A 14898-nucleotide genomic window follows, 5' to 3' on the forward strand; every position below is an offset into this window, starting at 1 on the left:
TGAGAAACAAGGGCTTACGAGGGCATTATAGCATGAAAACGCAAAAATAAGATATGAAAAGGCAATAATGCCGCCAAGATAATTGTTATTTTGAGGGCAATCAGGTTATTGCAAAGAAAATTTTTTCGAGGAGGCTTTTATGAAGAGCAAGACCATAATCAGTTCGATCCTGGCTGTTTCCATGCTTCTCCCTCTCGCATCCTGCTCAGGCGCCCAGGCGGAGCCTACGACGGCTGCAACGACCGCGGAAGCGAAAACGGAGACACCGCAGCTCGAAGGCTACAATCTCCTTTGGAGCGACGAGTTCGACGGCAGCGGCGAGATGGATCTGACAAAGTGGAACTACGAGCCCCATGAACCGGGCTGGACGAACAACGAGCTTCAGGAGTACACGACGTCCACGGACAATGTTTTCGTGCGCGACGGAAAACTCGTACTGAAGGCCATCAAGACAGAAAAGGACGGCAACGTTCACTACACATCCGGCAAGGTCACCGGCCAGAACAAGACAGACTTCCAGTACGGCAAGGTCGTCGTTTCCGCCAAGGTGCCCGAAGGACAGGGTCTCTGGCCCGCAATCTGGATGATGCCCAAGGATGAGTCATACTACGGCCAGTGGCCGAAGTGCGGCGAGATCGACATCATGGAGTCATTGGGCAATGACACAACAATTTCCTATTCGACCATCCATTACGGCGAACCTCACGGCGAGCAGCAGGGCACCATCACTAAGGAAGGCGCTGACAGCTTCTCCGCGAAGTTCCACGAATATTCCGTTGAGTGGGAACCCGGCGAGATGCGCTTCTATACTGACGGCGAGCTCGTTCTCACATGCAACGACTGGTTCACCGCAGTTCAGGGCGAAGACGACAAGCCTTATCCGGCACCTTTCGACCAGCCTTTCTTCGTTCAGATGAACCTCGCAGTAGGCGGCAACTGGCCCGGAAATCCTGATGACACCACCGACTTCGACAAGGCTGAATTCGAGATCGACTACGTACGCGTTTACCAGAAGGACGCTTACGACACCAACGTCACAAAGCCCGAAAAGCCTTTCCGTGAAGCTCTCCCCGACGGTAACTTCATCCGCAACGGAAACTTCACCGAGCAGGAAGACCTGACCGATGACGTCGACTGGAAGTTCCTCCTCTTCAACGAGGGCGTAGGTTCAGCCGAGATCAAGGACGGCGAGATGATCATCACGACCGAGAAGTATGGTACGGAAGAGTATTCCGTCCAGCTCGTACACCCCGATCTCCCGATGCGCAAGGGCCATTCCTACAAGATCACCTTCGACATCAGGGCAGACGAACCCCGTAAGTGCATCGTCTGCGTATCCGCTCCGAATGCGGGCTGGATCCGCTACTTCCCCGACACTTCGATCGACCTCACGACCGAGTGGCAGACATTCGAATTCAATTTCGACATGACCGAAAAGGATGACAACAACGGACGTCTCGAGTTCAACATGGGCAAGCACGGCGACACCGCCACGATCCACATCACGAACGTCAGAGTCGAAGAAGTCTGATACACACAAGAACACACCTAAGGTTACTTTGAACTTGACCCCCGGGTGACCTATAGAGAGTGACGTGCAAGGTTAGCTCTCACAAATACCGGCTTGATCTGCAGCAGCAGTCAGGCCGGTATTTTTATACGGTTCATTCCGCACGTACCGCTACTGTTTTCCCGCATAGTCACCTCGCCAAAAACCGCTCAAAGTTCAAATCGGATTTCCGACATAAAACCCACCGATATGCCTTAGTTTTCGAAATGTTTACAGAGCCGTTATCCCATTCAAAAAACGGTGCGGATATAATAAATTCATAATGGTGAAGGATGCGTATCGGCACAAGGACAAGGGTGACGGAAATTGGCTGATAAGAAGACAGAAAAACCTGCAACACACAAGTACATCCGCGGTAAGACTTACGAACGCGTCATGATGCTGTTCGTGCTACTCGCCGTCATCGCGGTGGGCGCGGGCATCGTTGCGAGCATCACTATGTTCAAGAAATACGCAAGAACCTACAGGGAAGAAACGCTTACCAAGGTAGTTAGGCTCGCAAGCTCGGAGATAGATTTCAACAAGATCGACGAATGGCTCGAGAACGGTGCGGATGAGGAATATTTTTCGACTAAGGAAGATCTCCAGATCATCCTCGACAACACCCCTTTCCTTCAGTACCTGTATGTGGTCAAAGTGGAGCCTGACGGTTTCCACATCGTGTACGACCTGACGACGAGCGATGCGGAACTGGAAAAGTACATGGAAACGGAGCCGCGCGAACTGGCGATCGGTACGGTCTTCCCTTTCGAGAAGGGCCTGGAATACTACGTTCCGGCACTCCTTGCGGGTGAGAAGGTCCGCGTCATAGAGACCGATGACACCTACGGGTGGCTCCTTACCAAATACGAACCGATCTACGATCACTTGGGCGAATGCAAAGGCTATGTCGGCGCTGACATCTCGATGCAGGGCATTGAGGAATACACGAACGCCTTCACATTGTGGGTCATCGCGATCTCGATCATCTTCCTGGGCGGCGTGGCACTGATCGGCGTGCTCGTTTCGTCCTATGCGCGCCGGGCTTACGAATACGTTATCGCGACCGAGCAAAAGGACCGCGACCAGAAGATACTCCAGGAAGTCATCGAATCCTATGCACAGGTGGTCGACGCCAAGGATCCTTACACGAACGGCCACTCTTCGCGCGTCGCCGAATACGCAGTCAAGATCGCTGAGCTGTCCGGCAAGAGCGAGGAGGAATGCCAGCAGATCTACTACACCGCGCTCCTCCACGACGTAGGCAAGGTCGGCATCCCCGACTCCATCATCAGCAAACCCGGCAAGCTCACGCCCGAAGAATACGACGTCATCAAGCAGCATCCCGAGAAGGGTAACCTCATCCTGTCGCAGATCGACGAGTTCTCATTCCTCAGCGTCGGCGCGCATTACCACCACGAGCGCTACGACGGCAAGGGCTATCCCAACGGTCTCAAGGGTGAGGAGATCCCTGAGATCGCGAGGATCATCGCATGTGCGGACGCCTACGACGCCATGACTTCGCAGAGAAGCTACCGTGATCCCATCCCGCAGCACATCGTAAGAGAGGAATTCGTAAAGGGCATCGGCACCCAGTTCGATCCGGAGTTTGCCAGGAACATGCTCCACCTCATCGACCTTGATACCGAGTACGCCATGAAGGACCGCGTCGAAAACAGGGAGCTCCGCGACATGAAGCAGATAGCGATAAGCTATCACAGGAGCATGGTGTCACCGGGCATCCTGCTCGATGCCAACATGACGACGCTGAAGGTCCGCGTCTCCTCCGACAATGCGATTACGGCTACCGCGCCCAAGCCGGCCGCCCTTCTTTTCGACTCACTGGACGGACACATCCACATCATTGAAAAAGACAAAAAGGCGATGCTGGATTTCGAGTACGGCGAGATATGGTTCTCGGGCAAGCATAATGTATCCGGCACGCGCAAGATGGAAACGAAGATCACCGACGCTGAGCCCGGCAAAAACGGCATGTACACGATAGAAGCGTGCAGGATAAAGGACCACGCGCTCGTCAGGATCTCAGGCAACGGCAAGTGCGCCGAGACGGTCATCGCCCTCCCCGACTGCTCGAGATTCGTATATCTCGGACTTACCGGCGAGCACTGCCTCATGACGGACATCGACATCAGTAAGTCTCCCGATACGCTGCCCGGAGACTACATTCCCAGGATCGCGAAAGAGATAACCTTCATCGACGTTCCCGCAGGCGACGTGCCGAACATCCAGATCGACGGTTACAGGACCGCATCGACAGACGGCATTCTCATAGACGACAAGCTGAACATCTCGTTCCACACGATGAGCCTCCCTACCGCAAGGCTCGTCTGGCATTGCCCTTTCATATGCATCTACAGTTCGGACAGCGGCAATGTCGACGACGCAAGCTACAGGGAATTCTCGCTCATGAGAATGGACGGCGAATGCTGGGAAGGCGACCCCGACAGTTCCATCGAACTTTCTGTCGACAAGTCATCCGGCTTCAAGGACTGGGAGACCTGGAAACAGTTCAATAAAGAGGGCTACGACTGCAGCATCGATGTCGTAAGGGACGGCAACCGCATCACGGTAACCACATCAAACGGCGGCATCTCAATAAAGAACACGACGATCCTCGACATCGACGTCGAGAAGATCTACGCGGCCATTTCGGGCGACCAGTGCGCAGTTACGAATATCAGGATCAAAAAGGGCTAAGCCGCAGGCACGCGCTTATCTGCTGCGCTGCTTCACTGCTTATCTGCTGCCCTGTCAAATCTCCCGTCAGTTATTGTTCGACGTCATGACGCACATCATTACCACCATGATCGCTACTTCCTCAGCGATTGCAATGGCCAGCGCGCTATTGGTGATCACAGCCTTGTTGACAACGTTTTCGTCAGTATTTTCTTCGGTATAGACTTCGCCCACGAGAAGAGCTGCGAACATCAGACGCGTCTTCTTGTCCATCGAAAGGCCTCCGAAGCCCTTGTTCTTCTTGAGGAAATCAGCCGCCTCTATGATCTCTCCCGCGAGGTCTTCAGCAGGCACATCGATGTTGATGAGTGTGCCGAGCGCCGGGAATTCGAGATATGTTCCGAACTTGGAGCCCTGCTCCTTGAATGCGTTGAAGAGCTCCGCAACCTTGTCGCACTTGGCCTTCATGCTGCCGCCCGTAAGCGCCAATATCTCGCTCAGAGCCTGAACTGAATTCGAATCAGCCTTGATCTTGAGCTCCTTCTTGATGTATTTGTAGCACTCCTCCATCTCTTCGATGATGGTGTCAATATCGCGTTCGCTCATGGCAAGGAGCGACGCGAGTGCCAGGTCCTCCGACGATGTCAGGAGAGGATGTTCCTTGCTCATCCTGCGCATGATCTCGTTGGTCTTGTCACGGATCTCCTCAGCATCAGCCTTGCGTCCGCGGTCGACGATTATCATGGCGGTAATGACCATATATGAATCCTCCATGACCTTGCCCTTCATCAGCACGTCGAAAACCGCCTCGAGATCGGAGAGATATTGTTCCGGATCGGCTTCGAGCGTCATCCTGGATGTTATGACAAGTTCTGCGACATCCCTGAATGCAGAGAAGATTCCCTTGCGCTTGCTTAAGATCTTCTTTGACTCCTTGAGTCTCTCGATGTCGACCTCTTTTCCCGCACTTGCGAAAAGCAGTCCGCCGATCACCTGGCTGATCCCCATCTCAAGGAAAAATGCCTTGTCGATTGCGATCTTGTTTGAAGCCAAAAGTTCAAGTTTGCGTGTCAGTTCAGGGTTCATAGTGTTCTCTCCTTTGCGGGTGCCGTGATCATGCATTTGCGTGCTCCATCAGGACTCTGTATGTTCATTTTAGCACTATTTCGGGAAACCTTCAGAATACAATCAGATATTTCAATCTCCCCAAACCCTGATACAATATACATCGGATTAGGAGATAGAAATAAATATGAAGATGCATTTCGAGAAAACGGATATATCCACGATCTTATGCGGTGTCGGACTTGGCATATCGCTGCTGTTTTTGGGGCTTGCGCCGTTAGGCAACTGGCTCTACCTGATCGCGAAGCTCCAGCATTCCTCACGTGAAATCGCGCACGCGACCTTCGTGCTGATCATCTGCGGCGTCCTGGGGTTCGGCGGCATTGCACCCTCCATCGTTGCGAAGATCATCAACAAAAAGAGCAAGTGGCCCATCATAAACATCGTCATGATTACGCTGACAACGATCGCAGACAGCCTTCTCACATGGGGTGTCGTCGCACTCATGCAGCACTACAACAGATAACCGCCAGATATACTGAAATGAGGAGTATTGGCGGTAGCGGACATTTCTGTCTTCACTGATCTGCCGCCAAACTGTTTCATTTTTGCATTTTGGCGGTGCGGCATTTTTTCTGAATTCAATTGAATACCGCCAATTCATTCTTTTTGATGACTTTGGCGGTCAGATCTCATTCAAATCTTCCCGTTTCAAACCGTCACTTACCGCGAATGAAACAAAATGGCGGTTATATGAGGGCATGCACTTGTTAAAGATACCGCCAATTCATATTAATCCGGCAAAATGGCGGTTGCCGGATGATAAGCATCTTGAAGGACTACCGCCATTTTATTCAAAACGATCATATTGGCGGTTTTTGAGATAACGTGCATGGATGAACAAGCGATAAATGCCCTATAAGGATGTTTCAGAATATCGGTTTTTCCCGGATTTTCGACTTCAGCAGCCATTTTGACAATCAGGTCGAAAGTCAAAGAGAAAAACGGGCCATTAAAAACGGAAATCTTCGACTAAAGTGCAAATTCAAAAAGACAAGTCGAAAAAAAGAGGGTTTAAAGCCTGTTCAGAAGCTAGGATCACTTGGTTAACACTCAGATTCAAAGCGATTTGCCCTGATTTCTTCGACCTGATTAATCATTTTTTCACTTCAGTCGAAAAAAACACAAAAAACAGGTTTCGAGAACGCAACTATCTTCGACTAAATCCTCATTAACAAAGGATAAGTCGAAAAAGTCTTACAGCACCTGCGGTCTTCGCCGTAAACGGACAGCAAGTCTTACAGGTCGCATGCTTCTACTGCGGTCTTCGCCGTAAACGGACAGCAAGTCTTACCTGAAGGTACCATTGATGACTTAAGATTGATGGCTTAAGGCTGATCTGCATAATAAACATGGCAGGTTACGATCGGACTATCCCGCAAAAATCGTGAAGAGCCGCATTTATCCATCGTTTTCTAATTGTTTACACCAAACATAATTATTAAAATAATCTTGAGTCTATAATCAGGTTAAGTAACAAGCGGGATAATAATTCTGGAACGGCTTAACATGGAATCTGCGATAAACCTACAGTCTGTATACGTCACCGATTTAGTCGGAGTTGCGATACTCGTGATCATCTATCTCACGAAGGGCTGGAAGCTGCCGACGCGTAAGGACGAGAGTACCATCATGATGGCGCTGATCGGCGCATCGGTGCTGAACTGCATCGTCGATCTTTTCGTGTTCACATGCGACGGCAAACAGGGTGCCGAGTATTACTTCATCCTGATGTCCGGCAACACGTATCTGTACTTCTACAACATGATCATCGGCGTCGGCATCATCTACATGATCATCAAGCACATCGACCACAAGACGACGGGACTTCACATGTTCTTCTTCTGGATGCTGAGCATCATCGAGGCAGGCCTCCTGATCGTAAATTTCTTCCAGCCTATCGTTTTCGAGATCGACGACCGCAACACATATCACAGAGGACCGCTTTATCTGGCATTCGTCATCATCGGCTTCGTGCTGATCCTTTACGGTTACGCTTACTATCTCATCTCGAAATTACGCAACCCCTCGCTCCGCAATTTCCCTGTCATCCAGTTCCTTTTGCCGATCCTCATCGGAAACCTGGTGCAGATGAAGTTCTACGGCATCTCGCTCCTTCCTGTCAGCTTCGCGGTCGCTTTCTCCGCCATCGCGATTTCGCTGCAGAACGAGTGTATCTACGTCGACAAGCTGACGGGCGTTTACAACCGCTATGAGCTCGACAAGATCATCCGCGAGCGCCGCATCCGCCGCAAGGGCAACATCGCAGCTCTGATGCTCGACCTCAACGACTTCAAATCCATCAACGACAACTATTCCCACGAAGAGGGCGACAACGCGCTTATCGCTTTCGCGAACATCCTCGTTGAAGTCGTCGGCTCGGAAGGCGTTGTAGTAAGGTTCGCGGGCGACGAGTTCATCATCATTATGCCGAAGTTCAAGGGCGGCGACCTGAGTGACTTCAAGAAGCGCATCACCGAAAAGGTCGACGAATACAACGCGAATTCCGGCAAGCCCTACAAGCTCTCGACAGCGATAGGCGGCAAGATCTTCGATCCCACGGGCGCCGACGTCGACCACCTCGTAGCACAGATCGACGCGCTCATGTACAAGGACAAGGATGCCTTCTACGGCGAAGGCGGGCACAAAAGATAACTCATTTAGCAGCAGACGGCAGAATATCAGCAGAACCAAAAGATCCCCATACCTCAAAAGTACAGGGATCTTTTTATTGTAAGAATTAACTTAACGCATTATCCTTCGATCACATAATCATATACGATATAAATGTGCGGATCATCAGGATTCAGGCACTTTCCGTCCGGGCCAAAGTCATAGCTGCGGCCGTCGATGAGAACATCGCTTCTGTCAGTGATCATTGCACCCGCGCTTCCCTCTTGACGCAAATAATACCAGGCGCCCCTGTAATACAGCCATCCGTTCCTGATCACTTCGCCGTTGGAGTAAGCGTAATGCCAGCAGTCATCCCAACCATCTTCAACCCAGAACCAGCCGGTAACCATCCTGCCGTTTTCATCTAAGAAATACAATTTATCATTATGTGAAAAAAAGCAGTTTGAAAGAGCTACTCCGTCATAGTCGAAATAGTACCATTCGCCGCCGATCTTTTTCCATTCGTCAGAATAGTATTCCCCGTTCGGACCGGCATAAGTCCACCTATAATCGTTGATCTTTATCCATCCTGTCCTGCCGCCGATCAGGTCTGTTGCCTTGCCGGTGCCCGGCTCGAATGAAACGAGTTTTCCGTCAGGCGATCTGAAATGCTCCCAGCCGTCGATCATGAATCCGAGGTCGTTGAAATAATACTTGTCTTTTCCGGATTCGAGCCACCTTTCACGGTACAGTTTTCCGTTCGCATCGGCATATACCCACCAATCGTACTCTTCATCACCGTAATAATAGGGATTGTATACTTTCTTCCACTTGCTGATCTTTCTGCCTGAATCGGGATTTGTGCAGACACCACTGGAATTAAAGTCGTAAAGTCTTTCATTGACTATCACGTCTTTCCTGTTGCTGATCATTTTCCCGTTAACATCGAAAAAGTACCATTTTCCGCCGAGGCTGAGCCACTCTGCCTGACAGCACTGTCCGCCGGCTTTGATATAGTACCAGGCATTCGTTTTGCTGTCCCAGTGCCAGCCGGCCTTTGTTATCATGGCACCGCTGTTATCGGTAATATGAACCTCCCCGTCGTAATCAACGCAGACGCCGGTGACCATTTTGTAATCGTATTCGAAGTAATACCATTTATTGTTGATCTTGTGCCATCCTTCATACGCGCGGCCGTCGGCACCGAAATAAAACCAGAATCCGTTTATATCCTGACGCCAGCTGTTTGTTACCATCTTGCCGTTGTCATCGAACCAGTACTGAAGATAATAGTCCGCACCGGTTTCGACAAAATAGTTCTGCCTTACAGCCATGATCCCGTAATCATCGGAGAAAGGACCCGACTTGTCATCGCCGAAAAAATACCAGCTGCCGTTTATCTTCTTCCAGCCGGAATACGCTTTGCCGTTGGAACCTACATAGCGCCACTGCGTGCGGCTCTTGTCGTAGACAGGATGTCCGTCTTCATATTTATAACCGGTAATGAAATAACCGCACGGTATCCACTTGTTCTTTTCCATGTGGCCTTTGGTATCGAAATGATACATGTCACCGTCGATCCATACCCAGGTGTCCATAAGAGCATGGCCGTTATCGCGGAAATAGTACCAGTAGCCGCCTATCTCCTTCCAGGTGTTGACGCAGTATTCGCTCTCTGATGTGTAGTACATCCAGTATCCGTCGTCTTCACGCCAGCCTGTGGAATCCGCCATGGCCGACGAAGGCACGAAAGACAACATCATGCCCGCCGTCAGGGCAGCCGCAAGAAATTTTCTGATTACCATATCCTGTCCTCCCCTTTGTCAAAGATGTTTTAATTCTAGCACATTAAGACGGGACATGACACAACTAACCCTGCTCCAGTTCCTTTAACCGCTCAACGCTGTCCTTTTTCATCTCTTTGTAGCGGCGGATCTTCTCCTCGAATTCGGAAGCCAGCGGCTTGATCTCCTTTTTCGCTTCCTTGAGGATGTTTATAAGGCCGTCACACAGCATCTGCAGGCGCTTTTCGATCAGCCCCTGTACCTTCCTGGCTTTTTCTTTGGACAGGCCCTGGAGCTTATCTGTGAGGTCTGAAAGGAAGAACGCGAACTGCTCATAAGTATCGGTCTGCGCCTCGAAAGATTCGATCGAGATCGCCTCTTCCTGCAGGAGCCAGACCATGGTGTCGTACGGGTGATACCCGCCGAAATAATATCCGAGCCACCGGTCCAGGTTATCGAAATCAGCCTTCTCCTTATTTTCGAGCAGGAAAGAGACGTTGCGCTTCGTGTCCGTGAACATCATCTTGAGTCTTATCACCATCTCGTCATTCTCATCGTTGCACGCGTGGTAGAAGAAAAAATACGCATTCAGTTTCTGCGCGAACTCGTTGATGTCCCACTTGTCGGGCTCTAATTGGACAGGCTTTAAGAGACTCGTCTCATAAGCGTCGGGCATGAGGTCGAGCAGGACTTTCTCCGCGCGCATGAGCGCCCCTATGATCAGCTCCTTGTTGCTGACCCAGTCCTCCTCGTGAACGTTCAGCGGGATGAGGCAATAGTCGAACGCGGCCTGAAGCCAGCGCAGATAATCCTCTTTGGTGACGCACCTGCCGGGTGCGATGCGGTAAGGATTGCGCTCGCAGAGGAAGATCAGGGCCGGCTGCACGCACTCGTGACGGACGCGGTTGTACGTCTTCTCGAGCTGGCACAGGAGCCTTAACTCCGTGGGGATCCCCTCCCAATATTTCTCGCCGGTAAAATCCATTGCGCCTCCTTCCGATGAACTAATTATCTCGGTGTGCGCTTTGTGTGTCAAACTCCGCACGCCCTGTCTGCCCCGCTGATGTTATAATCGGAGAAAAAAGAAACGGGGGACCTTCCCATGCTCTTATATATCAATGCCTGTGTAAGAAAAGACTCCAGGACAAACCGCCTTGCAGAAGCTCTTCTCAATAAACTCGATGAAGATTACTTCGAAGTGGATGTCGCTGAGATCAAATTCCCGGTGGTCGACGAGGAGTTTCTCTTAAAGCGCGACAGGCTCGAAGAAGAATGCGCCTGGGACGATCCGCTCTTCGGCCTTGCAAGGCAGTTCGCCGATGCAGACACGATCGTCATCGCGGCACCCTACTGGGACCTCTCGTTCCCCGCCTGCCTTAAGCAGTATTTCGAGCAGATCAACGTGCTCGGCATAACATTCGAATACAGCCCCGAAGGCTACCCGATCCCGCTCTGCAATGCAAAACGCCTCTACTACGTGACGACCGCGGGCGGCGCTTTCGTGCCCGAGGAGTTCGGCTTCGGCTACGTAAAGGCTCTTGCTGAGGGCTTCTACGGCATAAAGGACGTCCGCATGATCCGCGCCGTGAACCTCGACGTCGACGGCGCCAATGTCGAAAAGATAATGCAGGAAGCGATAGGCGGACTGAACGGAGTTATCTGATCCATTCGTACCCTCTTATGCCTACACGCAGAAAACAGAACGCTAATCCCGTCATAGCCTTTGTACTGACAGTGCTGCTGTTCATCGCGCAGTTCCTGTCGAGCAAGGCCGGATGGTTCATCGCAAACTTTTTCGACTGCTCGAAAATCGATCCCGACGGGCTTTTCGCAAGCGTTGCGATCCACCACATAGTCCAGATGACATGCGCCCTTCTGATAATACTTTTCCTTAACAAAGCACGCGGCATCAAAGGTTTCAAGCTCCGCCCGAGATTCGACAGAAAAGGCATCCGTTACACTCTCATCTTCTGCGGTGCGCTGACACTCTACTACCTCGCCGTCTACATCATCGGAAGTTTTACGCACACGATCGGCACATACGATTACGAGCTAAACCGCACGAACGTCATGGGTACCTTGGGCTTCCAGCTCCTGCTCGCGGGTCCTTCTGAAGAGATCCTCTTCAGGTCACTCCCGATCACCTCGTTCATGCACTACCTGAAGCCTGACTGCAAAAAGACCCGAGCTGCCGCCGTTATACTGACAACGCTCCTTTTCGGTCTCGCGCACATTAACATCAACACATTCGAAATACCGTGGTTCCAGGTATGCTACGCATTCGTGCTCGGTCTGACATACGGCTATACCCTCCTCCGCACGAAGAGCGTCATCTACCCCATGCTGATGCACAGCATGAGCAACGTGATCTCTGTCGGCGGATGCTACATCTACATGATGCTGGTGAAATAAAACATTCATTACTTCAGCAATTGCAAAACAGTTACCGTAGGAGTGAATCGATATGGATAAATGTCCGTTTTTTCGGTTTTATCCATATAATTCGCTGGAAAATATGGTTAAAACACCATAAAAAAGAATTTTATCCATAACACGGCAATTAGCACCTGCAGCCTTCGCCGTCAATGGAACGGCTCCGCCTTGCCTGAGGCACCATTGACTGCCAAGGCTTATGCAGGTGCTGTAAGGTCTGCAAGAGGCGGTGCCCGCCTCATGCATCTGACAATGCCGGACTTCAGAGAATTTTCAAATAAACATCACACGTCTTACCTTCTGTTGCTTAACCCACAAAACGCGTCCGCATTACTGATTGTTGGGTACTGCTTTGCCTGTGATAATGAAGCCATCAAACAAAACACAACTCAAACGGAGGACAATAAAATGAAGAACACAGATATCAGGGAACTCAATATGGAAATGCTCGAAGACGTAAACGGCGGAGTCGTAATACCCATCGTGCTGAGGTCGGATAATGAGACAGTTGAAAAGATCATCTCATCCGCAGAGGTCTTAAAGAGTGAAAGCAGCATGATCATCAGAGCGGCAGTCAGCATCATCGTCCCGATCGGTCCGGCCATCGGAAAATAAAGAAACTGCAGATACCGAAGTGCAGCCCCCGGAATGCCTGACAAACAAAAGACAGTAATCCTCACTGCATCATATAACATAAAAAACGAACCGTCTCGTCAGCTCTTACGCTTTTGAGACGGTTCTTTTTTCTACTCCTTTCGCTTTATTTTTATTGCTTGGATTACAAAGTTATTCTTAGTCTGTCAGTGTTTCAGTGTGATGTGTTTTTGCTTTTCTTTTTTCAGCTTTCTCCTTCCGTATAACCGTGATCTGTCATCCTTGTGCCGTATGGTACGCGCACTGGTCTCTGACCGTCTTTCAATTCTTCGGTGTTGTCAGGATCTCTGTAAGGAATGCCGCCGTGCACGAGAGCCGCGGGCGGAGTCTCTCCGTCGATATCGGTGTTGTCAGGATCTCTGAGCGGATAACCGTCAGGCATCTTTGCACCGAACGGCTGTCTGGACGCAGGGGACCCTGCCGACATTTCGTCCACACGGACCTCCAATCCCACGTCCTCGTCGATCACATATTCCGTGTCAACTTTATGGTCGTAATCAGGTGTGACCATATCTTCAGGCCCGTCTTCCGCTCCGTACTCCTCTCCGGCAGCCGCTTCCTCATCGATGAGAGACTCGTCCTCATTACAAGGAAAACTTTCATCCTGGTCAGATGGCTGCTGTACATTTTCTTGAGCATCCTGCGTCTCGCCGGTGTCAGTGTCACCTGGCTGATCACTTCCTGCGATCGTATCTCCGCCGGCTTTATCACCTTTGGTAGTTTCCCTGCTGGCAGTATCTCCGGCCGTCTGTTCTGTCTCTGTCTGAGAACCCGGTGTATAAGGGATGGTATCGCCCGTTGTGTTGCATGCAGTAAATAAGAACGCAAGCGAAGCAACTGTGGCAAGAGCCATTATCCCCATGATTCTCTTTCGTTTCATTTTGCATACCTCCCTTCGGTAGTATGCTTTCACTATATACGAGGGCTTAAGATTAATTTGGGCAGAACATGGCGATACCTGTGGCAGGAATCAGTCAATAAAGAGGTGAATTTGAGGGAACGGGATAAGCAGACGGACGCTGTTTCCGTTAATTCATATTGAGGCAGCAACTTATTTTTCGTATGCCTCGAGCGCCTGCATGTAATAGTCCCGGAGCTTTTTCTTTAATGTCTTCGGCCTTATCACGACGGCATCTTTTCCGAATCTCCTGAAGTAGGATTCGAGCTGTATCTCCGGCCAGTCGAAATGATAAACGTTGCCGTCGATCCTGGACACGACCGGTCTGTTCTTTACTATTACCTTGAAGTATCTCATTCCGGCTTCGGTGAGACGGACAGCCGCGTGAATGTCGGGCGCGGCGGAGTGCGGGCTCCTTATCGCAATGGCATGTAATTTTTCGGCGCAATCTTCGTCAGGCTCGAAAACATCCGATGTCACGAATGCATTCCTTATCCTCGATATCCTGAATGTCCTGGTCTTTCCGTTCTTATGGTCGCGGCAGAGCAGATAGTTGCACTCCTCTTCCTTGGACATAGCGATGATGTAAGGCTCGATTGCCACCTTGTAACTGTTGGTTGTCGACGAGAATGTAAGGACATGGTCCTCCTCTATCGCACGCCTTATGTCTTCGTATACATCACGGAATATTATCTCTTCCCTTCTGTGCCTGGGAATGGCAAGGTATGCGCAGAACATGTCCTTCATGTATCCCGAGAGCGATTTGTCACCGAGAAGATTATTCTCTATCTTCTTTATAACGTTGTAAGATGCACCGCTGACGGTAAGAGTCAAAGCGGTCTTTTTACCCGTATCAGTATCACCGGACCTTATGTATGTACTTATCAGCCTGTCTGCAAGTGCAGCTGCATCGGCCGGCTTCATGTTCCTGACGGACGTGATGTCGCCGATTATCCCGTTTACGAGTTCCTCATTGTCGCTCCTGTATTGCTCGAAATAGTTTACTATCAGTTCTTTAAGAAAACCGTTAAGATTCACGGACTCGTCTTTCCTTACGAACTCGAAGAATTCCGCATCGTTTACAAGTCTGGATCTGATGTCTTCGGAAAGGTATATCTTATATTTCTCTGTCACGGTAATTCCTT

13 protein-coding genes are annotated in these 14898 nt (G+C 50.5%); 7 read left to right on the forward strand and 6 right to left on the reverse strand.

Annotation, left to right across the window (positions count from 1 at the left end):
- The first annotated feature begins 139 nt into the window (after window positions 1–139).
- Both BO18_RS23490 and BO18_RS23495 read left to right on the forward strand, forming a co-directional pair.
- Window positions 140–1531, forward strand: coding sequence for a family 16 glycosylhydrolase (locus BO18_RS23490; RefSeq protein ID WP_034450054.1), 1392 nt, complete (start codon window positions 140–142; stop codon window positions 1529–1531).
- A 345-nt stretch (window positions 1532–1876) separates the two neighbouring features.
- Window positions 1877–4267 carry an HD-GYP domain-containing protein gene (locus BO18_RS23495; protein WP_051689100.1) on the forward strand — a complete coding sequence of 797 codons (2391 nt, stop codon included), beginning with the start codon at window positions 1877–1879 and terminating at the stop codon, window positions 4265–4267.
- Window positions 4268–4333: 66 nt separating this feature from the next.
- Here the strand turns inward: BO18_RS23495 and BO18_RS23500 are convergent, their stop codons facing one another.
- Window positions 4334–5332: a DUF4003 family protein gene (locus tag BO18_RS23500; protein WP_034450055.1), complete on the reverse strand. Its 999-nt coding sequence runs from the start codon at window positions 5330–5332 to the stop codon at window positions 4334–4336.
- Between the two features lie 166 nt (window positions 5333–5498).
- Here BO18_RS23500 and BO18_RS23505 point away from each other — a divergent pair, with 166 nt between their 5' ends.
- Entirely contained in the window at window positions 5499–5837 is a 339-nt protein-coding gene (locus tag BO18_RS23505) for a hypothetical protein (protein ID WP_034450056.1), read from the forward strand.
- A gap of 266 nt (window positions 5838–6103) precedes the next feature.
- Here the strand turns inward: BO18_RS23505 and BO18_RS35050 are convergent, their stop codons facing one another.
- Window positions 6104–6283: a hypothetical protein gene (locus BO18_RS35050; RefSeq protein WP_185752560.1), complete on the reverse strand. Its 180-nt coding sequence runs from the start codon at window positions 6281–6283 to the stop codon at window positions 6104–6106.
- A gap of 597 nt (window positions 6284–6880) precedes the next feature.
- Between BO18_RS35050 and BO18_RS23510 the strand changes: the two genes are divergently transcribed.
- The gene (locus tag BO18_RS23510; protein WP_034450057.1) at window positions 6881–8026 is read left to right on the forward strand and encodes a GGDEF domain-containing protein; all 1146 of its coding nucleotides are present in this window, start codon (window positions 6881–6883) and stop codon (window positions 8024–8026) included.
- Between the two features lie 98 nt (window positions 8027–8124).
- Here the strand turns inward: BO18_RS23510 and BO18_RS23515 are convergent, their stop codons facing one another.
- Together BO18_RS23515 and BO18_RS23520 are read right to left on the reverse strand one after the other, a co-directional pair.
- Window positions 8125–9789: a hypothetical protein gene (locus tag BO18_RS23515; protein WP_034450058.1), complete on the reverse strand. Its 1665-nt coding sequence runs from the start codon at window positions 9787–9789 to the stop codon at window positions 8125–8127.
- 64 nt (window positions 9790–9853) lie between these two features.
- Complete coding sequence (locus BO18_RS23520) at window positions 9854–10753, reverse strand: hypothetical protein (protein ID WP_034450059.1); 900 nt, start codon at window positions 10751–10753, stop codon at window positions 9854–9856.
- Between the two features lie 117 nt (window positions 10754–10870).
- On the opposite strand from BO18_RS23520, the gene BO18_RS23525 reads away from it, so the two are divergent.
- The 3 genes from BO18_RS23525 to BO18_RS23535 all read left to right on the forward strand — a co-directional run bounded on the left by BO18_RS23525 (window position 10871) and on the right by BO18_RS23535 (window position 12816).
- Window positions 10871–11431, forward strand: a complete 561-nt coding sequence (locus tag BO18_RS23525; protein ID WP_034450061.1) for an NAD(P)H-dependent oxidoreductase — start codon at window positions 10871–10873, stop codon at window positions 11429–11431.
- Window positions 11432–11448: 17 nt separating this feature from the next.
- Window positions 11449–12180: a CPBP family intramembrane glutamic endopeptidase gene (locus BO18_RS23530; RefSeq protein WP_034450063.1), complete on the forward strand. Its 732-nt coding sequence runs from the start codon at window positions 11449–11451 to the stop codon at window positions 12178–12180.
- Between the two features lie 429 nt (window positions 12181–12609).
- Window positions 12610–12816 (forward strand): hypothetical protein, encoded by a 207-nt coding sequence (locus BO18_RS23535; protein ID WP_034450065.1) that lies wholly within the window; start codon window positions 12610–12612, stop codon window positions 12814–12816.
- Between the two features lie 223 nt (window positions 12817–13039).
- On the opposite strand, the gene BO18_RS23540 is transcribed toward BO18_RS23535, so the two are convergent.
- Both BO18_RS23540 and BO18_RS23545 read right to left on the reverse strand, forming a co-directional pair.
- On the reverse strand, window positions 13040–13735 hold the full coding sequence (locus tag BO18_RS23540) for a hypothetical protein (protein ID WP_034450068.1): 696 nt from the start codon (window positions 13733–13735) through the stop codon (window positions 13040–13042).
- Window positions 13736–13906: 171 nt separating this feature from the next.
- Complete coding sequence (locus BO18_RS23545; protein ID WP_034451670.1) at window positions 13907–14887, reverse strand: WYL domain-containing protein; 981 nt, start codon at window positions 14885–14887, stop codon at window positions 13907–13909.
- Window positions 14888–14898: the final 11 nt, after the last annotated feature.

The organism is Butyrivibrio sp. AE2032 (genome assembly GCF_000702965.1).